This window comes from Chitinimonas lacunae (genome assembly GCF_042650885.1).
In the GTDB taxonomy this organism is placed as follows: domain Bacteria; phylum Pseudomonadota; class Gammaproteobacteria; order Burkholderiales; family Chitinimonadaceae; genus Chitinimonas_A; species Chitinimonas_A lacunae.
This window is the reverse complement of the sequence record NZ_JBHSBU010000001.1, coordinates 489,835-511,570: the sequence shown is the minus strand read 5'-3', so window position 1 is coordinate 511,570 and position 21,736 is coordinate 489,835. Positions and strand designations below refer to the sequence as shown.

The 21,736-nt window shown below is 63.6% G+C and carries 14 protein-coding genes; 6 read left to right on the top strand and 8 right to left on the bottom strand.

The genetic code is table 11. The features are described 5' to 3' along the window. Positions 1–312: 312 nt before the first annotated feature. From ACFOW7_RS02160 to ACFOW7_RS02150, 3 genes are read right to left on the bottom strand one after another with little or no spacing between them, the layout of a single operon-like run. A complete protein-coding gene (locus ACFOW7_RS02160) occupies positions 313–1,734 on the bottom strand; it encodes a 3'-5' exonuclease family protein (RefSeq protein ID WP_378160530.1) in 1,422 nt (473 codons plus the stop codon). 18 nt (positions 1,735–1,752) lie between these two features. Then, entirely contained in the window at positions 1,753–5,607 is a 3,855-nt protein-coding gene (locus ACFOW7_RS02155) for a translocation/assembly module TamB domain-containing protein (RefSeq protein ID WP_378160528.1), read from the bottom strand. Next, the gene (locus ACFOW7_RS02150) at positions 5,604–7,373 is read right to left on the bottom strand and encodes an autotransporter assembly complex protein TamA (RefSeq protein ID WP_378160526.1); all 1,770 of its coding nucleotides are present in this window, start codon (positions 7,371–7,373) and stop codon (positions 5,604–5,606) included. Before ACFOW7_RS02150 ends, ACFOW7_RS02155 begins: the two co-directional genes overlap by 4 nt. A gap of 207 nt (positions 7,374–7,580) precedes the next feature. Between ACFOW7_RS02150 and ACFOW7_RS02145 the strand changes: the two genes are divergently transcribed. Next, a complete protein-coding gene (locus ACFOW7_RS02145) occupies positions 7,581–8,147 on the top strand; it encodes a putative metalloprotease CJM1_0395 family protein (protein WP_378160523.1) in 567 nt (188 codons plus the stop codon). Positions 8,148–8,273: 126 nt separating this feature from the next. Here the strand turns inward: ACFOW7_RS02145 and ACFOW7_RS02140 are convergent, their stop codons facing one another. After that, the gene (locus ACFOW7_RS02140; protein WP_378160521.1) at positions 8,274–8,690 is read right to left on the bottom strand and encodes a group II truncated hemoglobin; all 417 of its coding nucleotides are present in this window, start codon (positions 8,688–8,690) and stop codon (positions 8,274–8,276) included. Positions 8,691–8,833: 143 nt separating this feature from the next. Between ACFOW7_RS02140 and ACFOW7_RS02135 the strand changes: the two genes are divergently transcribed. The 5 genes from ACFOW7_RS02135 to ACFOW7_RS02115 all read left to right on the top strand — a co-directional run bounded on the left by ACFOW7_RS02135 (position 8,834) and on the right by ACFOW7_RS02115 (position 15,201). Beyond that, the gene (locus ACFOW7_RS02135; protein WP_378160519.1) at positions 8,834–10,465 is read left to right on the top strand and encodes a methyl-accepting chemotaxis protein; all 1,632 of its coding nucleotides are present in this window, start codon (positions 8,834–8,836) and stop codon (positions 10,463–10,465) included. Between the two features lie 351 nt (positions 10,466–10,816). Next, positions 10,817–11,158, top strand: a complete 342-nt coding sequence (locus ACFOW7_RS02130) for an FKBP-type peptidyl-prolyl cis-trans isomerase (protein WP_378160517.1) — start codon at positions 10,817–10,819, stop codon at positions 11,156–11,158. A gap of 108 nt (positions 11,159–11,266) precedes the next feature. Continuing rightward, positions 11,267–12,040 carry a DUF2189 domain-containing protein gene (locus ACFOW7_RS02125; RefSeq protein WP_378160515.1) on the top strand — a complete coding sequence of 258 codons (774 nt, stop codon included), beginning with the start codon at positions 11,267–11,269 and terminating at the stop codon, positions 12,038–12,040. Between the two features lie 148 nt (positions 12,041–12,188). Next, positions 12,189–13,133 carry a D-2-hydroxyacid dehydrogenase gene (locus tag ACFOW7_RS02120; RefSeq protein WP_378160513.1) on the top strand — a complete coding sequence of 315 codons (945 nt, stop codon included), beginning with the start codon at positions 12,189–12,191 and terminating at the stop codon, positions 13,131–13,133. Positions 13,134–13,152: 19 nt separating this feature from the next. Next, positions 13,153–15,201: a S9 family peptidase gene (locus ACFOW7_RS02115; protein WP_378160511.1), complete on the top strand. Its 2,049-nt coding sequence runs from the start codon at positions 13,153–13,155 to the stop codon at positions 15,199–15,201. Positions 15,202–15,422: 221 nt separating this feature from the next. Here the strand turns inward: ACFOW7_RS02115 and ACFOW7_RS02110 are convergent, their stop codons facing one another. The 4 genes from ACFOW7_RS02110 to ACFOW7_RS02095 form a co-directional block, all read right to left on the bottom strand. Then, positions 15,423–15,962 (bottom strand): hypothetical protein, encoded by a 540-nt coding sequence (locus ACFOW7_RS02110; protein WP_378160509.1) that lies wholly within the window; start codon positions 15,960–15,962, stop codon positions 15,423–15,425. A 170-nt stretch (positions 15,963–16,132) separates the two neighbouring features. Next, positions 16,133–16,504, bottom strand: a complete 372-nt coding sequence (locus tag ACFOW7_RS02105) for a hypothetical protein (protein WP_378160507.1) — start codon at positions 16,502–16,504, stop codon at positions 16,133–16,135. 179 nt (positions 16,505–16,683) lie between these two features. After that, positions 16,684–19,737, bottom strand: a complete 3,054-nt coding sequence (pulA, locus tag ACFOW7_RS02100) for a pullulanase-type alpha-1,6-glucosidase (RefSeq protein ID WP_378160505.1) — start codon at positions 19,735–19,737, stop codon at positions 16,684–16,686. Between the two features lie 546 nt (positions 19,738–20,283). Next, complete coding sequence (locus ACFOW7_RS02095; RefSeq protein ID WP_378160503.1) at positions 20,284–21,591, bottom strand: hypothetical protein; 1,308 nt, start codon at positions 21,589–21,591, stop codon at positions 20,284–20,286. Positions 21,592–21,736 lie beyond the last annotated feature (145 nt).

The window sequence follows — 21,736 nt, the reverse complement described above, 5'->3', positions numbered from 1 at the left end:
GGTCCGGACCCACTGACGCCGAATTGGCTGGAAATGCGCTAGCGCCTGTTGCACGCTTTTTCTGGATATGCACCTAGAGGTGCCTCACGGTCAAGCCATCTCTATCACAGAATTATTTTATTTATTTCTCATTCCAGCCATACATCTAGCACATCAGACGCATAAATATTTAACTTGCCCCCCCTAAAGCAGGAGTCCGCCATTCAGCAACCCGACCACCACGCTCAACGGATGCATGGCCGCATCGATTCTCTACCCGCTCGCCAACTCAAGCGACGCTTGAGCGACCATTCGGCCTCCAACGGCACTGCATTATGGGTCGAGCAGCACCACTTCCGCATTGGCGGTGCTTTTCAGGAATTTGCTGAGAATCTTGTAATCGTCGAGTTCGAAAGTCCCGGACGGCCGCTGGTCCAGCAGCTCATGCAGTGCCGACTCATCGCTGACGGTGCCGAGATAATGCCAATGATCGACCAGATGCAGATCGGCCGCCTCGCCTGAACTGGCCCGTTCGCGGATCGCGATGAGGCCCGGGTAAGGCCAGTTGCTCAGGCGGAACTTGGCCAGCATCGCCCCCACCCGTGCCTGATGAACCGTTGCGGCTTCCTTGCCGACGCAGGCACCACGGCATTTGCCTACCTGATAGGCAAAACATGGCCCGTTGCCGCGCCGCGACGGTTTTTCCAGCCCCAGCATGATCGGGCACAGCTTATTGACCTCGGCGAGCTTGCGCAGCGAATTGGTGGCTTCGCGCTGACTGGTATAGAGGCCATGCAACCCAGCCGTGCGGCCGAAATCGATATCGCGCGCAAATACCAGTTCGGGCTTGGCGTCGCCCTCGGCATTGGGCTCGAAACGCCAGGCACACAGGTCCTGCTGGCGGCGCAACTGATGGTTATGGGCCGGTTGCAGCGACTTGACCAACTTCGCCTCGGTCAGCAGCGCGCCCAACTCGCCGGCGGTTTCGACCCAATCGATACGGGTGACTTGCTGGGCCATCCGCATTTCCTTGTCGGCGCGATGATCGGCCGCGAAATGCGCCAGTACCCGCTTGCGCAGATGATTGCTCTTGCCCACATAGAGCGGCACATCGTTCTGACCATAGAACAGATAGACGCCATGACCATCGGGCAGATCGTCGATCACCTCGGGGTCGAGTCCTGGCGGCAAGGTAGGCTGGCGGCTCAGTTCTTCGAGGACGGCGTTGAGCGCATCGTCGCCCAGCCGCTCACGCAACTGCGCCATGAAGCGCTCGATCAGGCGGGCGTCGGTCAGCGCGCGGTGGCGGTCGCCGGCCGCTTCGAGCTGGTGGCGGGCCACCACGGCGTCGAGATTGTGTTTGTACTCTTCGGGGAACAGGCGTCGCGACAGCTTGACCGTGCAGATCACCCGGGCCCGGAAAGGCAGGCCGACCCGCTTGAACTCGTTTTTCAGAAAACCGTAATCGAAACGGGCGTTATGGGCCACGAACACCCGACCGGCCAGTCGCTCGTGCACGGCCTCGGCAATCGAGGTAAAGCTCGGGGCATCGATCACCATCTCATCGCTGATGCCGGTCAGACGCGAGATAAAGGGCGGGATCGGCACCCCGGGGTTGACCAGGGTGCTCCATTCCTCGACCTGACCGTCACGCCATTCGACCACCCCGATTTCGGTGATGCGGTCCCGGCTGGCGTTGGCGCCGGTGGTTTCCAGATCGACAAAGACAAAAGGCTGGGAAAACAGTAAGGACATGGATAAAGGTATCGCCAATCAATCGAACAACAGGGTATAGAGCAAATCGACCGATGTGGTCTCGCCGGCGCTCAGCTTGATCGACCAGCGCCGCGACAGGGTATAGGCCAGCTTGACCGCATAACCGATGCCGCTCAGGCTTTGTTCGTAGCTGATATAGGCCCGGTCGGACAGACGCTTGCCCAGACTCACCACGCGACCCGACAGCGCCGTTTCGCGTTCGCCTTCCTTGGTATAGGCGTCGCTGCGGGTGATGCTGATATCGTCCAGCCCCAGTCGGTCGGCCAGCTGCTGGCGCATGCTGACCGAATCGCGGTCGGAGAACAGGGCTTCGGCCGCGGTCAACAGGACGCTGGCATCGGCCTTGTCGGGGTTGGGCCGGCCCAGCACCAGCCAGGACAGTTTTTCGTTGTCGGGCATCGGTTCTTCCGACACCAACCGCACCCGAGGCGCCAGCGCCGTACCTTCGACCTGCACCCCCACCACCACCGGCAGATTGGGCCGGATCGCCCGCACATCGAGCGCCGGGTTGTCGATCGGCCCGACAAAGGACACCACGCCCCGGTCGATCACCAGATTCTGGCCATAGGCTGCATAACGGCCATCGGAAACGGTCAGATTGCCGCTGGCGGCCAGCGTCTGGGTCGGACTGGCCCGCAAGCGCAACTGCCCACCCAGTCGGGCTTCGAGCCCCTGCCCACGGAACAGCAGCTTATCGCCCAGATCGATATCGAGCGCCAGCGTCATCGGCGGCGCCCGGCCGCTTGGCTTGGTTTCACGCGGCCGACCGATGATCACCACATCGTCGCCCAAGGCTGGCACATCGGCGCGCGGCAATTCGATATGGCCGCCATCGGCGCGCAACTGGCCGGTCAGGGTCAGTGCCTCGTCGGCAAAGGCCAGCTCGCCATTGCCGCTGACCGTCAGTCGCCGATCTGGCCGGGTCAGCACGCCGAAACGCTCGAAACGGACGCTTGCCTTGGCATCGGGTCGCCGGCCACCCAGGCTCAGCACGCCTGATGCACTGGCCGTGCCGTCGCCGCCGCGCAGGGTCAGTTGGTCAAGGCGTACCACATCACCTTCTAGCGTGGCGCGCAGCGTGCCGTCGTGCCAGTTGCCGCCCAGCTCGACCAATCGGGCGGCCATCTGATCGCCGCGCAGTTCGCCACGCCATTGCGGGTCGGAGCGGCGACCGCTGACGCTGACCGCCGCCTCGAAGCGGCCTTCGAGCGAAACGGTCGGTCCAAGCAGCGGTCCGGCCCAGGCCAGCGAAGGCATGCTGGCATTGAGCGCCCCTTCGACGGGCGCATCGGCACTCCAGTGCCAGCCGGCCTCACCCTGGCTAAGCCGGGTGGCGCCACGCAGATCGAGCGAACCAAACGACTGGCTGCGCAACTGCGCCTCCAGCGCTGCCCGGTCGCCGCTCAGATTGAGCACTGCCTCGGCCCGGCTCAGCTGCAAGGCAATCGAGCGGCTGCCGGCGCCATTGCCTGGGCTATTGAGCACCAGATCGCCCGATTGGCGCTGCAGGCGAATCTGACCGTTCAGGCTGTGGTCGAGCCGTACATCGACGGCGGCGGCGACCACCAGATCGGTGCGGAAATTCTGCGGTTCCGCAATAAAGCGGCGCATGAAGCGATCGACCGCCACGCCACGCCAGTCGCCGCGCAGCCGCAGCAGCTCGGGCCGCCATTCGGCTTCGGCCAGTTGCAGCTCGCTGCCCAGCACACTGGCCTGCAAGGATTCGATCCGGCCGCTCTGGCCGTTCTGCGCCAGTTGCAGCCGCACGGGCGCAGCGAGCCTGACCGGCCAGTCACCGCCGGCATCGAGCCGCTCGAGCGTGCCGCGCCAGACTTCGTCCACCAGACCGCCTGCCGCTGCCGTACGCAGCTCGAAGCGCTGGTTTTGCCAATTGCCCTCGGCGCTCAGTTCGGCACGATGGGCACCGCGCCGACCTTTGATCTGTAGATCGGCCCGGCCAAGCGTCAGATCGGCCAGTGCCACCCCACGCGCGCCCAGCGAGATATTCATCGGGCTATCGAGCGGCTGCTGCGGGCTGGCGTCGAGATCGGCCTTGAGTTCAGCCCGCTCGACCCTGACGCCGCCGGGCAACCGCAAGGCTTCGATCAGCGCCTCGCCACTCAGGCGCGGCTGCCGGAAGCTGCCGGCCAGCGTCAACTGCCCCTGGGCCTGACCGCCGAAATCCTTGCCCAGATCAGCGAGTGCCGGTAGCGCGAAATGGGCCAGCAGCCGGTCCTGAGCCTGACCGAAGGCGCCTTCGGCCTGCAAGGTATTGCGCCCTACATTCAGATCGAGCACGACATCAGACAGGCGCTGCGCCCGCCAACGTCCCTTGGCCTTGCCCCCCACCGGCTGACCGTTGAGCTGGCTTGGCCGCAATACCAGATCGACCAGGGCATCGAGCTGCCTGGCCCAACGCACTTCGCTGCGCAGCCGGGCATTGATGTCGCCTGACGGCAGACCCTTGACCTGCAACAGCGGGCCAAGACTGGCCGGGTCAACATGGTCAAGATCACCCTCGAATTCGACCCCGGCCTGCTCGCCCAGCGCCAGACTGCCGATCAGGCTCAATTTGGCCTGTTCGCGGCTCAGGATCAGCGACGGAAATTCAAACGAATTGGCAGCCCGCAGCCATTCTGCCCGGGTCAGCAACCGCCAGCCGGCCAGTTCCACATCGGCCTCGATCAGTGGTTGCTCCAATGGCCCGATCAGCGTCAGTCGGCCGTCTATTGGGAGTGCCGGACCGCCGAATGCCGCCGGGTCTATCCGGCTCAATTCAGCTTCCAGATCGACCCGTTGTGCCGACCCCTTCCCGTGCATCAGCAGACGGCCGCCCGCCAGATCGGCATCGAGCCGGTCGAGCAGCACGCCGCTCTGATCGAGCCGGAAATCGGCAGCGAGCGATTTGAGCGGCAGACGGCCGGCGCGGCTGTCGCCGGCCAGCCGGTTTTTCAGATCGAGCGTGCCTTTGACCATGCCGGCCGCCGGCAAGGCATAGAGCCGCAGATCGAGCGCACTGCGTGGCAGTCGGGCCCCCAGGGTCGCCAGATCGAAGCCGGTGCTGTCGATCCGGGCATAACTCAGCATGGTCTGGCTGGTTTCGGCAAATGGATGGATCAAGGCATCGAAATGTCCCGAGAACGGTCCGCCACTGCCCTGGCCGCGCAGCTCCAGCGAATCGAGCCGGCCGGCGACCACACTGTTTACCGTCCACTCCTCCGCCAACAGACGCACTTCCCCCCCCAAGGCCAGTCGATGCTGTCCATCGAGCATCAGCCGGCCTGCCACCCCAAACCAGGGCGTCGTGAGCTGATGCAATTCGAGCCGGTGGATATTGCCATCGCTATCGGCCCGGGCCCGGGCTGGACCCAGTACCGGCTTGCCGTCCACCAGCAGACTGTCGAGACGGGCGTCGCGCAGTTGGATGGCAATCGGCCAGGTCAGCCGTTGGGGCAATCGGGTCGGCTCGGTCGAGGGCTTGCTGGTGACGCTGAGCTGGCCCAGCGCCAACTGGTCGATCCACAGCTCACCGGCTGCCAGACGGCGCGGTTGCCAGCGCAGCACGGCCCGGTCGAGCGTGACCGTGCTGTCCTGGCTGCGCAGCACCAGCCCTTCGAGCCGCAGTTCGCCCCACAGGCTGCCATGGACCTGCTCGACCCGGAGGGAATCGGCGCTGAGCCAGCCGGCGAGCCGGAACAAGGCGCGGGTGCCGGTTTCGCTGGCCGTGGCGAGCAGCAGGCCCGCCAGCACGGAAATAAACAGCAAGCCCAGCAACAGGCCACCCCAGCCGGCGAGGAAGCGGCGGCGCCGTGGGGTCGGTGCCGGGGTCTGGACTTGGGCTTCGGCGCTCAAAATGTCGCTCCCAGCGAGAAGTGCCAGCGCCACTGGGTGCGACGCTCACCGGCTTCATTGCGACTGCCGCGGCCCTGAGCCACGTCAAAGGCCAGCGGGCCGACCGGGCTGATCCAGCGCACCCCGACCCCGACGCCGGTCTGGGCCTTGAAGGTCTCCCACCGGTCGGCGGCACCGCCCCGGTCGACAAACACGGCGGCACGCCAGCGCTCGACCACGGGATGTTGGTATTCCAGAGAAACGGTGCTCATCACCCGACCGGGCAAGACCCCGCCGCGGCCGTCTTCGATACCGAGCCGCTGGTAGTCGTAGCCGCGCACCGAACCGGCGCCGCCGGCGCGGAACAGCCAGTCGCTCGGCACATCGCTGGTCTTGTCGGCCAGCACCTGACCGATTTCGCCGCGCACAATGGCCCGGCCGCGTTCGCCCACGCCGAAGTACAACTGGGCGCGGCTATAGGCACGCATGAAGTTGGTGTCGGTCAACAGACCCTTGAGTGCTCCGCTGAGTTGCCACGACAGCACCGAGCCACGGCGCGGGTCAACCTCGTCGTCGAGCCGCTTGCGGGTCCAGCTCTGGCTCAGCACCAGGGCACGGCGCTTGAGCCAGTCTTCCTCCTGAAAGCGCGAGCGGTCGGTCACATAGGTCAGCGATTGCTCGACCGTAATGCCGTTGCGTTCGCGCGCCCGTTGCAGGGTCAGCCGGTTTTCGCTTTCTTCGAGTTCGGCGACGTCGGAATGGGTGTACTTGTAGTTGAGGCTGTAGCGGAATTCCTGTCCCACGGGCGGCCACTGGATACCGGCGCCGGCGGTCTGTTCGCGCTTTTCCACATCGATCAGCACCGAACCGAGCCAGCCGCGCTTGAACAGATTGTGATGACGGTAATCGAGCGAGCCGCGCTCGCCCTTGTCGCTGCCGTAACCGATACCGAAGCTGACCGCCTGACGCGGGGCCTCGGTCACATCGACCCGTACCGGCACCCGGTCGGGCCGGGCCGGGTCGATTTCGGCTTCGACCAGGACCGATGAGAAATACGGCAGATTGCGCAGTTCGCGCTGCAGATCGAGCAGCGCTTGTTGGGTATAGGGGTCACCCGGGCGGAAACGGGCAGCGCGCTCGACAATCGCGGCCGGATAGCGCGACAGGCCGCTGATGCGCAGCTCGCCCAAGGTAAAGCGCGGGCCGGAATCGTATTCGACCTCCAGTTCGGCCTGCTGCACGGCCGGGTCAACCTGGGCGCGGCTGTTGGCGATCCGAGCGGCCGGGAAGCGGTCGATCAACAACGCCTGCAAACCGCGTCGCTTGGCATTGTCCCAGCCTTGCTGGGTAAAGATCGCACCGGTGGGCAGGGGCCAGACCTCGATCACTTCGGCCAGTCGCGGCCGATAGTCGGGTTCGTCACGGATCGGTCCGTTAAGCCGCAAGGTCACATCGCCGATTTCGGTCAGCGGACCCGGTTCGACCTGATAGATGGCTTGCCAGCCATTCCCTTCGGGTCGCAGCTTGGCTTCGATCTTGGGCGAGAAATAGCCCTGGGTGGCCAGCAGCTCGGCGATTTCGCGTGGTGCGGCGGCATGCAGCCGGTCGAGCTGTTCGCGATCGACCATGCCGCTGTCACGCCAGCGCACGATATCGAGGTTTTCGGACAGAAGTTTGCGGATCGGTTCGGCCGCCTCGACATCGACGCGATATTCGATGCCGGCAGCCCAGACCGAGTTGGCAAACAGGCAGGACAGCAGGATGAGTTTGTAATTTTTTACCAGCATGCGCCGTTTGAGCAGAGAGCCGGCGCCGAGTTTACCAGATCGGCAGCCAAGGTCCGTGGACACGGCCCCGGCGGCAGCAGCCGCCGCCGAAGCGACTATGATGAAATCACTTACGAAACAAAACCTTGCCTTGTCAATCAAAGTTCGGATCAGGCCGTTTCCGTCGCACTAGAATAGACGACAGCCCCCCTTCTCCAGCGCCGTATCATGAACGTCTCAGCCTTAAACTCATCGTTTTCCCTCTACCCCAGCACGCCACGCGACGGTAGAACCAGCCGTGCCACGGAAGCTGAAGCGGAAACGAGCAAGTCCGGTGCCCAGGCGCAAGGCAGTCAGGAACTCAGCGAAGAAGAACGCCAACAGGTCGAGAAACTCAAGGCGCGCGATCAGGAAGTGCGCCAGCATGAAATGGCCCACCTGGCCGCCGCAGGTGGGCTGGCCCTATCCGGGGCCAGCTATGTCTATCAGCGTGGGCCGGATGGGGTCAATTACGCCATTGGCGGTGAAGTCAGCATCGACACTTCCCCAGGCGCCACGCCCGAAGAAACCCTCCGTCGCGCCGAACAGCTCCAGCGCGCCGCCCTCGCCCCGCACGACCCATCGGGCGCCGACCGTGCGATTGCCGCCCAGGCCCAGCAAATGGCCATCGAAGCCCGCGCCCAGCTGGCGCTGGAACGCGCCCAGACCCGCTCAGCCAGCGACCCTGACCATGTCGGCCGCGCCTATCGTCAGACTGGCGAGACGACGTCGAACACTCTGCACGTCTACGCCTGAGCGGGGAATCCGGACCGTCCGGAGTCAGCGGCACCTAAAAATTGAAATTTCAGGAAATTACAACGCAAGACATATTGGCGAGTTTTTACCAAAGGAAAAAAATCTGCCTACGCCACCCAATTTCACTCAACCTTCCCGGTTACGCATAAAGTCGGCGGTTCGCCAGAACGCCTGCTCCAGATGGTCGCGCATATCCTGGTTAAGCTGGATTTCCCCGGAAACTTCGAGTTCATCCATGGCCTTGTACATACAGTACAGCCATTCATCGCGCGCCCGCTCGTCGATGGCAAACGGCAGATGGCGGGCCCGCAGCTTGGGATGGCCGAAGCGCTCGACAAATAGTTGCGGTCCACCCAACCAGCCCGACAGAAACATGAACAGCCGCTCACGTGGCTCGCTCAGATCCTCCCGGTGCAGGGCACGCACCCCGGCGGCGACCGGGTCGCTGTCCATGATCTGATAGAAGCATTCGACCAGACGGCGCACGGCCGTCTCGCCGCCCAGCAGTTGATAAGGGGTGGTGGTTTGCACGAAATCGTTCATGGGGAAACAGCAGCGACGGACGTCGCGAATTGTCTAGACTGAAAACCAGCGAGTGCTATCATGCAGTATTGGCCGCCAAGGCTAGGCAAAGTACCGGCCCAGTTGGCGCTCGTGTCTGGACGTTTTCGTCGGGGACTACCGTCATGCAAAACCTGAATTTCGCCACCCGGATCAGCTTGGGTTTCGGCCTGCTGCTACTGCTGATGATCGGCCTGTGCAGTGTGGGTTACTGGGGGGTCAGCAGCCAGGCAGCCACGGTCGATCGACTGATCGCCACCGATATTGCGCTCAACCTCGATATCAACGGCGTCCGCCACCTGGCCGGCAATCTGCGCCGCTATGAAAAGGACAGCATCCTCAACAATGGCAATACCGCCAAACTCGAGGAATATCTGAAGAAATGGAAGGAAAGCCACGTCCAGGCAGTCGCCTATCTCGACAGCGCCCATCAGCTCGATATTCCGCCGCAGACCCGCAGCGCCATCGCCACCTTGCAGCAGCAGATGCAGCGCTATGGCGAGGGCTATCAGGCCTTCCATACCGAACTCGCTGCCGGCAAATTCCCCGATATCGCTGCGGCCTACCAGGGCAGTGATGCTTTCCGCAACCATATCCGAGCCATGGAAGGCAGCCTGACTGAACTGCACAAGCAGACCGAAGCCGCCGCCAAACAGGCCCGCGCCCAGGTAGCCCAGGTACGGGCCGCCACCATAGAACGGCTGCTATGGCTCGCGGGACTGGCGCTATTGATCGGCATTGTGATCGCCTGGCAGGTGGCCGTCTCGATCCGCCGTCCACTGACCGAAGCCCAGAAAGCCGCCGAACGGATCGCCCGCCACAACGACCTGACCACCAAGCTGCCCGATTGCGGCCGCAATGAGGTAGGAAGCACCTTGCAGGCTTTCCGCACCATGCTCGATTCGATGCAGCAACTGATCCTGTCGGCCCGTCAGGACGCCTCGCTGGTGGCCGAGTCGGCCAACAGCCTGGCCGATATCGCCGACCAGGTCTCGACCGCCTCCTCGCGCCAGTCCGAAGCGGCCTCCGCCACGGCCGCCGCGATCCAGGAACTTACCAGCAGCCTTCAGGTGGTCTCGGAAAACACCGACGCCGTCCGTGCCTCGGCCGAACAGACCGATCGCAACGCCGCCCAAGGCAGCCAGCTCGCCAACGGCGCCACCGACGAAATCAGCCGGATCGCCGAAACCCTCGACCATGCCACGACCGTGATCGATTCGCTCAATGCCCGCTCGGGCGAAATCGACGGCATCGTGCGGGCCATCAAGGAAATCGCCGATCAGACCAATCTGCTGGCCCTCAACGCCGCCATCGAGGCTGCCCGCGCCGGTGAGTCGGGACGCGGCTTCGCCGTGGTGGCCGATGAAGTGCGCAAGCTGGCCGAACGCACCACGCTGGCCACCACCGATATTTCCACCAAGATCGAGGCAGTCCAGCGCGATACGCGCGAAGCCTTCCGCAGCATGAGCGAGACCCGGACCATGATCGAACGCGGTGTCGAAGCCACCCGCGAAGTGGCCGTCGCCCTGAGCGCGATCCGCGCCACCAGCAACAACACCGCCAGCCGTCTCAATGAAGTCAGCACCGCCCTGCGGGAACAAGGCATCGCCGCTGACAGCATCGCCAGCAATATCGAACGGGTCGCCCAGATGAGCGAGGAAAACCACGCCTCGGTCGCCTCCGCCACCGATGTGTCGCGCTATCTCAATCAACTGGCCCAGACCCTGGCCGGACAGATTCAGCGCTTTGTGGTGTAGGGAAAGCTCGATCACTCGCTGGCGGGTCCGGAGGACGACGGAGACGGAGACGGAGACGGAGACGGAGACGGAGACGGAGACGGAGACGGAGACGGAGACGGAGACGGCAAATAGAAATTTATTTGCCAAATGACTTCAAGGCCCAATCCTTGCTCCAAAAAAATAAAAAATAAATCTCCCACTTCTATTGCCAATGACTTCTCCGCCTCCTCCAAGCAATGAAACCACCCCACCCGCCACTTCCCCCCGGCCGGGCGGACTGTCCCGCTTCTGGTCCGGGTCGGACCTCTCGCGTATCATCCGCCGCTTTCTAATCGGTGCCCGGACGGGTGCCTCAATGGAGCGTTTGCCATGAGCGACAACCAGGAAAACAGCCTGCAAATCGAAGACCTCACTGTGGGCGATGGCCCGGAAGCCCGTGCCGGCATGGAAGTCACCGTGCATTACACCGGCTGGCTGACCGATGGCCGCAAGTTCGATTCGAGCAAGGACCGTGGCATGCCGTTCGGTTTTGCGCTGGGCGCCGGCCGTGTGATCAAGGGCTGGGACGAAGGTGTGACCGGCATGAAGGTGGGTGGTGTCCGGAAACTGACCATTCCGCCGCACATGGGCTATGGCGCCCGTGGTGCTGGTGGCGTAATTCCGCCCAATGCCACGCTGGTGTTTGAGGTCGAACTGCTCGACGTCGAATAAGGCGATCGGCCTTGCGCGGGCCGCTTGCTGTGGCGGCCCGCGACGCCTAGATTCTTTCTTGCAAGCTGCGAACTCGCCCTTCGCGGCCATAACAAGGAGGAGTCAAACATGGCGGAAATTCTGGAGCACGCTGCTCCCCCCTCTCTCAACCCCAAGGTCCGTGACCTGCCCTGGTATACGCCGTTTGCCTGGCTGCGCCACGGGATCGCCGACATCGCCCGGCTGCCGCATGGCAGTCTGTTCTACGGGCTGTGTTTTGCAGCGATGAGCTATACGATTCATGCGCTGTTCGATTACGCCCCCCACCATATCCTGACCCTGGTAACGGCTTTCCTGCTTGCCGGTCCGTTTATCGCCATCGGTCTCTACGAAATCAGCCGGCGTAGCGAAACCATAGAGAAGGTGCGCTTTCTGCCCACACTGACCGCCTGGCGGGCCAATCCGGCCGGCATCGGTCTGTTTTCCATCGTGCTCGCCTTGCTGGTAGCGGGCTGGATGCGGGTCTCGGTGGTGATATTCGCCCTGTTCTTTACCGACAACCTGCCCTCGCTCGAACTGATCCTGTCGCCTGAATTCCTGCTCAACGACAATCTGCCGTTCGTGCTGGTCTATCTGGGCACCGGACTTGCCTTTGCCGGGCTGACCTTTGCCATTTCGGTGGTATCGATCCCCTTGATGCTCGACCGTGACGTCGATACCTTCGGCGCCATCTTCGCCAGTGTGCGGGTGGTATTGGCAAATCCGCTGTGCATGGCGACCTGGGCATTATTGATCGCTCTATTGGTGGCGATAGGCTTTTTCAGCTATTCGCTCGGATTGATCCTGACCGGCCCCTTGGTAGGCCATGCCACCTGGCATGCCTACCGGGCACTGATCGAATAGGCCGGGACGCGGTAGAATCGCGGCGCCGTGCCCGCCACGGCGCCATCGGTTTGGGGTCCGGCCTTCTGGCTCGGTCGATGTCAGTCCAGGCATTGGCATTGCCAGCCTGGACTCCGACTTTTTCTTATCCAGCCCGTGGACCCCCTTCATGCTCAGCATCGTCTTTCTCGACCGCGCCAGCCTGCCGGTGGCGCTGCCCAGCCTGGTCACGCCGCACCAATGGCGCGACTTCGACGCCACCGACCCCAGCCGCATCGTCGAGCGCGCCAGCGAAGCCGAAGTGATCATCACCAACAAGGTGCCGCTCGACGCCGCCACCCTGGCCCGTCTGCCGCGACTGCGGCTGATCGCGGTCGCCGCCACCGGCACCAACCATATCGACCTTGCGGCTGCGCGCGAGCGCGCAGTGGTGGTGTGCAATATCCAGGGCTATGCCGACGACAGCGTGGCCGAACACGCCATCATGCTGATGCTGGCGCTGGCCAAGCAATTGCCGGCCTACCAGCAGGACGCCCGGCTGCAATGGGCGCGCTCGGCCAGTTTCTGCCATTTCGGCGCACCGATCATCGAGCTGGCCGGCCGTACCCTGTGCCTGGTCGGCAGCGGCGCCCTGGGCCGGCGCACCGGCGAGATCGCCACGGCGCTGCGGATGCGGGTGATCCACGCCGAGCGGCGTGACGCCAGCGTCGTGCGCCCCGGCTATACCGCCTTTCACGCCGCACTGGCCGAAGCCGATGTGGTCAGCCTGCACTGTCCATTGACGCCGGCCACGGCCAATCTGATCGGCGCCACCGAACTGGCCCGGATGCGCCCGGGCGCGCTGCTGATCAATACGGCCCGAGGTGGGCTGGTCGATTCCGACGCACTGCTTGCGGCGCTGCAAAGCGGCCATCTGGGCGGAGCCGGCCTTGATGTGCTGCCCGAGGAGCCACCGCCCGAGAACCACCCGCTGCTGCGGGCCGCCCTACCCAATCTGCTGATCACACCGCATATCGCCTGGGCCAGCCATGCCGCCATGAGCCGGATGGCCGACCAGTTGATCGACAATATCGATGCCTTTGCCGCCGGTAAGCCGCTGCGGCAAATCATCTGACTCTTCACCCGACCCAGCCATGCCGCTCGACTTATCCCTCCCCGCTCCGCTCGCTCCCGAGCGGCCCAAAACCCTGAGCCGTCACGGCGAGCGCCGCAGCGATCCCTACTATTGGCTGCGCGAACGCGATGATCCGGCCACGCTGGCCTATCTCCAGGCCGAAAACGACTACGCCAACGCCGCCCTGGCTCCGCTCGCACCGCTGGCCGAGTCGCTCTACCACGAGATGCTCGGCCGGATCGAAGAAACCGACCAGTCGGTCCCGTGGCGGCTTGGCGCCTGGCTCTACTATTCACGTACCGAGGCGGGCCGCCAGTACCCGCTGCTGTGCCGCCGCCCGGCCGCCGGTGGCGCAGAGACGGTCTTGCTTGACCTCAACGCCATGGCACGCGGCAAAGCCTTCTTCAGCGTGGAACATTTCGAGCCGAGTCCCGATGGGCGACTGCTCGCCTTCAGCATCGACAGCCGGGGCGACCGCCGCTACCAGTTGCGCGTCAAAGACCTCGACAGCGGCAAGCTGCTGCCGCTGCGCCGTAACCGGATCACCTCGGTCGCCTGGGCGCTCGATAACCGCACCCTGTTCTTTACCAGCGAAGACCCGACCACCAAGCGCTCCGACCAGCTCTGGCGTCACCGGCTCGGGGACGAGACCGATTGCCTGCTGCGGCAGGAAACCGATGAACGCTTCGAACTGGAAGTCCATCTATCGCGCAGCCAGCGCTATCTGTTCGTTGACAGCAACAGCCTGACCAGCAGCGAAACCCGCTTTCTGCCGGCCGACCGGCCAAACGGCCGCTGGCGCCTGCTGGCCCGCCGCCGTGCCGAAGTCGAATACGAGGTGGACCATCACGGCGAGCATTTCTATCTGCGCATCAATGACCAGGGCCGCAACTTCCGTCTGGTTGCCGTCCCGATCGCCAACCCGGCCCGCGAACACTGGCAGGAGGTGGTGCCGCATCGGCCCGACGTGGTGCTCGAAGGCTTCGATTGCTTCCGCGACTATCGGGTGCTGTATGAACGCGAAGCGGGACTGCCGCACTTCACCATCACCGAACTGGCAAGCGGCGACAGCCACCGGATCGAGATCGAGCTGGAAAGCTATAGCGCCTACGGGGATGTCAATCCGGAATGGAATACCCGGCAGTTCCGCTTCGGCATCGAGTCGCTGACCCGGCCCGACACCCTGTACGAATACGATATGGCCAGCCGCGAGCGGCAAGTGCTCAAGACCCGGCCGGTCAAGGGCGACTTCGACCCGTCGCGCTATGTTTGCCGCCGGATGGAAGTCCGCGCCGCCGACGGCACCGCCATTCCCGTCTCGCTGGCCTACCGCCACGACGCCCTGGCCCATGGCCCGGCACCGCTCTGGCTCGATGGCTATGGCGCCTACGGCATTGCCAACGATGTCTATTTCGCCAGCACACGGCTGTCGCTGCTCGATCGGGGTGTGATCTATGCCGTGGCCCATATCCGTGGCGGCGGCGACCTTGGGCCGTCCTGGCACGACGCCGGCAAGATGGCCGCCAAGATCAACAGCTTCACCGACTTTATCGCCGTGGCCCAGGCCCTGGTTGACAGCGGCCACACCGCCCCCGACCGCCTGCTGATCGAAGGCGGCAGCGCAGGAGGCCTGTTGGTCGCCGGCGTCGGCAATATGCGGCCCGATCTGTTTGCGGTGGTGCTGTGCGAGGTGCCGTTTGTCGATGTGCTGACCACCATGCAAGACCCGCTGCTGCCGCTGACCGTCGGTGAATACGAGGAATGGGGCAACCCGCGCCTGGCCGAGCAATACGGTTGGATGCGCGCCTATTCGCCCTACGACAATATCAAGGCGCAGGACTACCCTGCCATGCTGGTACGCGCCGGTTTGCACGACAGTCAGGTGATGTATTGGGAAGCCGCCAAATATGTGGCACGGCTGCGCCGGCTCAAGACCGATCAGCAGCCGCTGCTGCTGCTGACCGAAATGGAGGCCGGCCACGGCGGACGCAGCGGCCGCTATGACCGACTGCACGATACGGCGCTCGATTACGCCTTTGCGCTGACTCAGCTTGGCGTGGAGAGATAAATCGGCTCGGGAGTCATAGCCCAAGGCCAGACCTATCCTGGCCAGCCACTGCGTCCATCAGGCAGACCGCTCGCTCACTGAGCGTCCGAGCGACGCACCGGAAAATCCGATTGCCAGTGCGTAGCTTAAGGTTGACCACAGAGGATGCCAGGCTGGCCGGGAGGCAGAAAATGCCAACAGGAAACTTTTCTGCAAATATACTGCTAGATTTGGAGCAACATTTAACGTCTTAATATAAAATTCGGCACAGTCCGCGCCCCCATCCGACAAGCCGCGGTCTCGCCCCCGTGACTGCGGCCACCCACCCAGCCTGCTGCTTCCAGCATGCGCCGGTATTGCAGCATCTTGATCGAATAGACCAGCCACATCACCACTGCCAGCGGCACCACGATCAGCCTCAGATCGGGGATCAGGCATAGCACCAGACAGGCAATCAGTACCAGGGCAGTCGGCGTTTGGCCGGTGTCGGCAATCCGACAGCGCCTTGCCAGCTCACGTTCGATGGCGGCAGACAGTTTGAGGATATAGACCACGTACCAGAGGCAGCCGAGCAGTGGGATAAAGCTGATCCAGATGGTCAGGCCGGGAAAGGGCCGGTTATCCGGGCTCAATACATCCATCGCCCGCTGTAGCACCAGCGCATGACAGATCAGGGCGAGGGCTTTGCCCAGCAGCAGCAAAACGATCAGGACATTGAGGAGAACTTCGAGGTTCTGCAAGACGAAAGCGACCAGCGCGCGAGAATCGACATCGGGCAACACTGCGGCACACCTTATAGAAATCGATAAAAATCAATCAGATGATCGAAGCAAATCGAGAATTGTATTAAATATAAACAACAAAACAGTGAGGTGAGACGGCAGTATTCCGTTACAGAAAAAACTGCTTCATGAGAGGGAGAGCGCCCCGTGGTGAGGCGCGCCGGAGCGGTTTAGCCGGCCAGACGACGGCGGTATTCGGCCATCTTGACCCAGTAGATGATCCAGATCACCAACAGCGCCATCCAGGACACCGCATTGATGAATGGCACCAGGCTCAGCACCCAGCAGACCACCAGAGCGATAGCCAGCGGCAGTTGGCCATTATCCTGCACACCGCGCAGGGCCATGTCCTTCTGGATCGCCGTCGACAGCAGAATGATGTAAGCCAGGTACCACAGCGCCCCGAGAAGCGGAAAGAAGGTCAACCAGACCAGCGCCCCGGGACAGGGCCGGTTGATCTCGCTGACTGCATCCATGGTGCGATGGAGTGTCAAGGCATGAAAGATCATCGCCACCAACAACCCCAGCAGCATGGCTACCATCACTCCAAACATTACCCCGCCTATTTCTTCCCGACCCGGATACATATTCCACCCCTTTATCAGTCAAGCGACCTCCAGCCATACGCGCTCACTATAAGCAAGCAGGACAGTCCATGCTGTGGAAGATACAAGCGGCGTAAGCGGCCGGTCCGCCCTGCCGGGCAGACCGGCCATCTGGCTTACGGCAACACGAATACGGCCGTGGTCCGCGCCGGAATCGTGAAGCGACCGGCAGCGAAGCCCGCCTCCCTCACCACCGGATCGCTACCGCTGGCCTGGACCGGATGCAAGCGCCAGTGCGCCGCAGCTTCGGCGGGCAGATCGAGCGTCCGCGCCACCTTGTCCGCATTGAACAGCACCAGCACGCCACGATAAACGGCCTCGGTCCAGCCACTGCCATCGAGCCGCATCGCGATCAACCCGGGCGCCTGCCCCGGCCCGGCGGCGGGAAAGGACAGCCGCGACTTGATCGCCTCGGCGCTACGCAGCCGGAACAGCGGCGTGCTCTGGCGCAGCCGCAGCAGATCGCGGAAGGCATCGCGGGTAAAGGCGATCGCGCCCGGCCCCACCTGTAGCGCCGGATCGGCCAGCAATGGCTTCATCACCGCCCAATTGTCGCCGTTCTTCTCACGCGGCGGCAGGCCGACTGCCCAGTTATTGTGCTGGTAGCCCCAGTCGATCCGGTTGAACCAGTCGCCCGAATTATAGGAATCACGGTCCAGCGACTTGGAGCGCAGCAGATCGTCGCCGGCATGGAAGAACGGCACCCCCTGCCCCAAGGCCACCAGGCTCAGCGACACGATCTGCGCCCGGGCCCGCGCCATGGCCGAGGTCGCCGATGGCAGACGGTATTGGCCAATATCGAACAGTGTCTGGTTATCGTGCTTGCCGACATAGCTGATCAGCTCCTGCGGGTCGGCGGTATAGCCGGCCGGCTGACCGTTGTAGTCGAACTGCTCGCCACGGCGTTGCTCGCCGCGATAGTCGGTCAGCAGGTAGTCGCGCAGATTGCCCGCCAGGCCCAGCCGTATCATGTCCTGCGCACGCAGCAAGGCCTCGCGCTGCCAGTCGGCGCAAGCACTGCCGTCGCGGTTGTCGTAGCACAGACCGTTGCCGAAGCCCTGCCGCCGCAACAGATCTTCGCCACCATCAAACGGCCCGCCGCCGCGTACTGCATCGCGCAGGCGATCCGAGAAGCTGCCGATTCCGCTGCCCGCCAGATTGAGCTGGGTCGCCTGACGAAAACGCGCATCGTTCTGCACTTCGCCGAAATTCCAGCCTTCGCCGTACAGATAGATATCGCGCCCGGCGATGGCATCGACTTCCTGCTTGAGCCGGCGCATGGCCGCCAGCGGCTGGTGGCCCATCAGATCGAAGCGGAAAGCATCGATCTGATAATGACGCGCCCACAGCTTGGCCGAGTCGATCATCAACTTGGCCATCATGGCGTTTTCGGTCGCGGTATTGGCGCAGCAGGTCGAGTTGGCCACATTGCCCTGTTCGTCGAGCCGCTGGTAATAACCCGGCACGATACGGTCGAGCACCGATTTCGCATCCTGGCCCGAGGCCGGGGTGTGGTTGTAGACCACATCGAGCGCTACGCGCAGGCCGATACGGTGCAGGTTCTGCACCATGCGACGGAATTCCACGATCCGGGCAATACCGTCCGGGTCGCTGGCATAGCTGCCTTCGGGCACGTTGTAGTGCAGCGGGTCATAACCCCAGTTAAAGCCGTCGCGCTCCTGTACGGCCGTCACCGCCGCCTGCTGTTGCTCGGCATCGCCGGCGGCATTGGGGTCGATCACCGGCTCTTGACGCTGCGCCGCGCGCTCGGGAATGGTCGAGATATCGTTCAGCGGCAATAGATGCAGATGGGTCAACCCCGCTTGCTGCAAGGCTTGCAGATGACGCATGCCATGCGAGCCTAGATGGTCGAAAGCCGCGTATTTGCCGCGATCGGCCGCCGGCACCGTCGGGTCGTTGATCGAGAAGTCGCGCAGATGCATCTCGTACAGCGAAATATCCTCAGGCGCCGCCAAGGTCGGTATCGGGTGGCTGTCCCAACCCGCCGGTTTGGTCGCCGCGCTGTCCAGATCGACCAGCAGACTGCGGGTGCTATCGGCCGACAGGGCCACCGAGTACGGATCAGTCACCCGATTGGTCTCGACCCGGCCGCTGCTGCGTACAAACACCTCGACCTGATAGCGATAGTGCTTGCGCCCCATCCAGGCAGGCTCGCCGCGTACCGACCAGATGCCGCTGTCGGGGTCGTACTCAAGCGCCCGGGCCGTTTCGGGGCCATCGGGCCGGTCCGACAGCAGCAAGCTCACCTGCTGCGCCGTCGGCGCCCATAGCCGGAAGGTCGGATGGCCCTTTTCCAAGGTCACCCCGAGCGGCACTTCCGCCGCCGCCTCGGCATAGAGCGCATCGAGCACGCCCGCAGTCTGGAGCGCCGTGGCATCGAGCAGCCGGCCATTGCCGTCAAAGCGGGCCAGCACCAGTTGCCGGCGCAGCAGCGAGCGGGCATCGGTCTTGGCAGGCAGGCGCAGGGCCGTCGCCCCGGCCAGATGCGGAAAACGCTCGCGCACGCTGGCCGCCAGCCCGGCCGTCTCGACACCGAGTTCGACCGGCTCGCCACCGCTGACGCCGCCTACACCAGTGCTGATCCCGCCCGTTGCCGCATGGTAGAGCCGGTAACGGTCGCCCGCGGCCGCACCGGGCCAGGCCAGCGTATCGGGCGTGAGCCAATAGGCTTTGGCCTGGGCCGGATTGCCGACCTTGATCTGCGGCTGCTTGGTATAGAAAGTACAGTCGCCCTGCAACAGCCACAGTTCGCGGCCTGATTGGGCCAGATCGACCTTCTGGTCGTTGGGGCAATTCTTGTTGTCGCCCTGATGCAGGATCAGATTGAAGCTGATCGCACCCGGTTTGACCGGCACATCGTAGACCGCGCCGAAATCGTCGCGCCCGCTGGCTTCCCAAGGTGAACCCCATTCCACCACCCGCGGCAGATTGAGCGCCTGGCCCTCGTCCCACAGATGCAGGCCCCAGCCTCGATAATCGGCGTCGGCGCGGCCGTAATGGATGCGCACCACGGTATCGGGCAGGGCACTGAGCGGCGGCCCCTGCTCGGTCAGGTCTTCTTCGGAACAAGCGGCCAGCGCCAGCGTCAGGCACAGCACTGCGCCCACGGCACGCCAGCGCGTGCCCGGCCGTGCAAGGTCGAGTTTCATCGTCCACTCCAATTGTTGTCGCGCCCGCGTTCGGGCAATTATTTTGTGCGCCGCAATAGAAAAACCGTAGCCATCAGGCATGAACTACTTGGATTTGCCACTGCGACAATCCATGTCGCCATGGGGACTCCAGAGCGTCAATTGCGATGCCGGACGGCCGGCCGGGCTGGAAAAAGGTTTTTGGCAATCAGCCTTGAGGAGAGATGGCACAGCAGCACAAGCATCATCGGAAAATCTGCTTTTTTGTCATTCGCTTAGCCAACTCACGCTGTCGCCTGGACGGTAGCGCGGCTGAGGTTGGTCAGGGGATTTCGGACAGTGGGTTTGCCGCGCAACCGCAGTGGGAAGCGCCGGCTTGTTCTGCTCAGGCAGTAAGGTACGACCAGGTAATTCAACCAGACCCGACTACGAGGTTTTTTGCTGCATCACGGCAAGACTGACGTGCCATCTTGCCAAGAAAATATTGTGCCGTTACCGTGCCACCCTAGCGGTCATCTTAGGATGAATAGTGCTATCGATGTCTCGGTTGGCTATTGGTCGGCCCGCTCAGAGCCGCGCTACTGTGAGGTACTGCGCCAAGCCGTAGACGCTGCGGGTGGTGGGCGAATAGGCCAGCAAGGTCGGCTGCGTGCCAAACAGCGACTGCAACTGCTGCTGCCAGCTCAGCGAAGTCGCGTTGGCGTTATTGCCCTCCGACAGTGCCGCCAGCCGCTGGCCGAAATTGCCAAGCACCTCGGACACGCTGTCGGCGCTCTCGACAAAGGCTTTGCGCAAGGCGCCCTCATCGAGGCTGAGCCGGCCGTCGGCCAGACGTTCGACGCCGCTGCCGGTGAGATAGCGGGCGGCGCTGCGATCGCTGGCCGACGCGGCGGCCAGATCGAGTTGATCGAGCACGCCGCCCTCGCCCGACTGATCGAGCGGCGCCAGTTGTTGGCGGGCACGGTTGAAGCTGTCTACCAGGGTGCGGGCCGATTTGACGGCCGTGTCGGCCTCACGGCCGAAATCGACGCTAGATTGGCCCGGCGCGGCCACCTCGAAGTCGGCCAGTCCCTGGTTATCGCGTACCCGGCTGCTGGCGCTGCTGAGGCTGCGCTCGCCGATATGCAGTTCGGTGTCGGCAGCCGCCTGGATCTGCAACAGATTGCGGCCATAGCCGACCGGTTCGACTGGCTGGAAAGCCAGCCGTGACAGGCCCCGGACATCGTCGATGCTATTGCCGTCGTCGTCGGCCACATCGATCTGGAAAGCCTGATCGCGGCCGGTGTCGCGGCCCCGGATTTGCAGGCGCGAGCCGCCGGCATCATCGACGGTGGAAGCCAGCACCCCGGTGCCGGCCCGGTTGATGGCATTGGCGATGCCGCCCAGGGTACCGTCATCGATCCGGATCACCACCGTGGCCGGGGCCCGTTGGTCGGGCAGAAAGCTGTTGACGCCCGGGTTGATGCTGCCGAAACGGAAAGTCAGGCTGCCCGTGCCGATGATCGTGCGGTCTTCGTCGGCAAAACGGGCGCTTTGCAGGGTCTGGGCCGTGGCGATCTGGCGCACATCGACATCGACCGTGCGCGCCACCCCGCCGCTATTGCTGGCGGAAGCGAGCACACCGGTATCGGCCGGCCGGCCGGCAAACGGTGCCACCGCGTCGGCATCGACCAGCCCAGCCACATTACGCCCAAGCTCGGCCAGGATCGACTGGCGGCGACCGTCGTCGCTCAGCAGGACATTGGTGGAACTGGGAAGGCGAAGAATGTCGGAAGTGGTGGAGGTCTCGCCAGGACGCCAGCGCAATAAAGCATCGAGACCCATGCGGCCGATAGCGAGGTGACTGCTGGCGCTGCGCAGATTATCGATGATCATGATGACCTCCTGCGGCACCACCGGACGCCTCTTCCAGCAGAGGCGGGGCCGACTGGTAACACAACACTATACGCTTGATTTTATTGGGGTAGCCAAGGATTTTAGCAATCGAGTAGGCACCCCCGATCACAGATGCTAGCATCAT

Excerpts from the sequence above, each read along its gene's own strand:
- ACFOW7_RS02130 (WP_378160517.1), top strand. The coding sequence starts at position 10,817 with ATGAGCGACAACCAGGAAAACAGCCTGCAAATCGAAGACCTCACTGTG.
- ACFOW7_RS02140 (WP_378160521.1), bottom strand. The coding sequence starts at position 8,690 with ATGAACGATTTCGTGCAAACCACCACCCCTTATCAACTGCTGGGCGGC.
- ACFOW7_RS02150 (WP_378160526.1), bottom strand. The coding sequence starts at position 7,373 with ATGCTGGTAAAAAATTACAAACTCATCCTGCTGTCCTGCCTGTTTGCC.
- ACFOW7_RS02125 (WP_378160515.1), top strand. The coding sequence starts at position 11,267 with ATGGCGGAAATTCTGGAGCACGCTGCTCCCCCCTCTCTCAACCCCAAG.
- ACFOW7_RS02145 (WP_378160523.1), top strand. The coding sequence starts at position 7,581 with ATGAACGTCTCAGCCTTAAACTCATCGTTTTCCCTCTACCCCAGCACG.
- ACFOW7_RS02135 (WP_378160519.1), top strand. The coding sequence starts at position 8,834 with ATGCAAAACCTGAATTTCGCCACCCGGATCAGCTTGGGTTTCGGCCTG.
- ACFOW7_RS02105 (WP_378160507.1), bottom strand. The coding sequence starts at position 16,504 with ATGGTAGCCATGCTGCTGGGGTTGTTGGTGGCGATGATCTTTCATGCC.
- ACFOW7_RS02160 (WP_378160530.1), bottom strand. The coding sequence starts at position 1,734 with ATGTCCTTACTGTTTTCCCAGCCTTTTGTCTTTGTCGATCTGGAAACC.
- ACFOW7_RS02095 (WP_378160503.1), bottom strand. The coding sequence starts at position 21,591 with ATGATCATCGATAATCTGCGCAGCGCCAGCAGTCACCTCGCTATCGGC.
- pulA (WP_378160505.1), bottom strand. The coding sequence starts at position 19,737 with ATGAAACTCGACCTTGCACGGCCGGGCACGCGCTGGCGTGCCGTGGGC.
- ACFOW7_RS02120 (WP_378160513.1), top strand. The coding sequence starts at position 12,189 with ATGCTCAGCATCGTCTTTCTCGACCGCGCCAGCCTGCCGGTGGCGCTG.
- ACFOW7_RS02115 (WP_378160511.1), top strand. The coding sequence starts at position 13,153 with ATGCCGCTCGACTTATCCCTCCCCGCTCCGCTCGCTCCCGAGCGGCCC.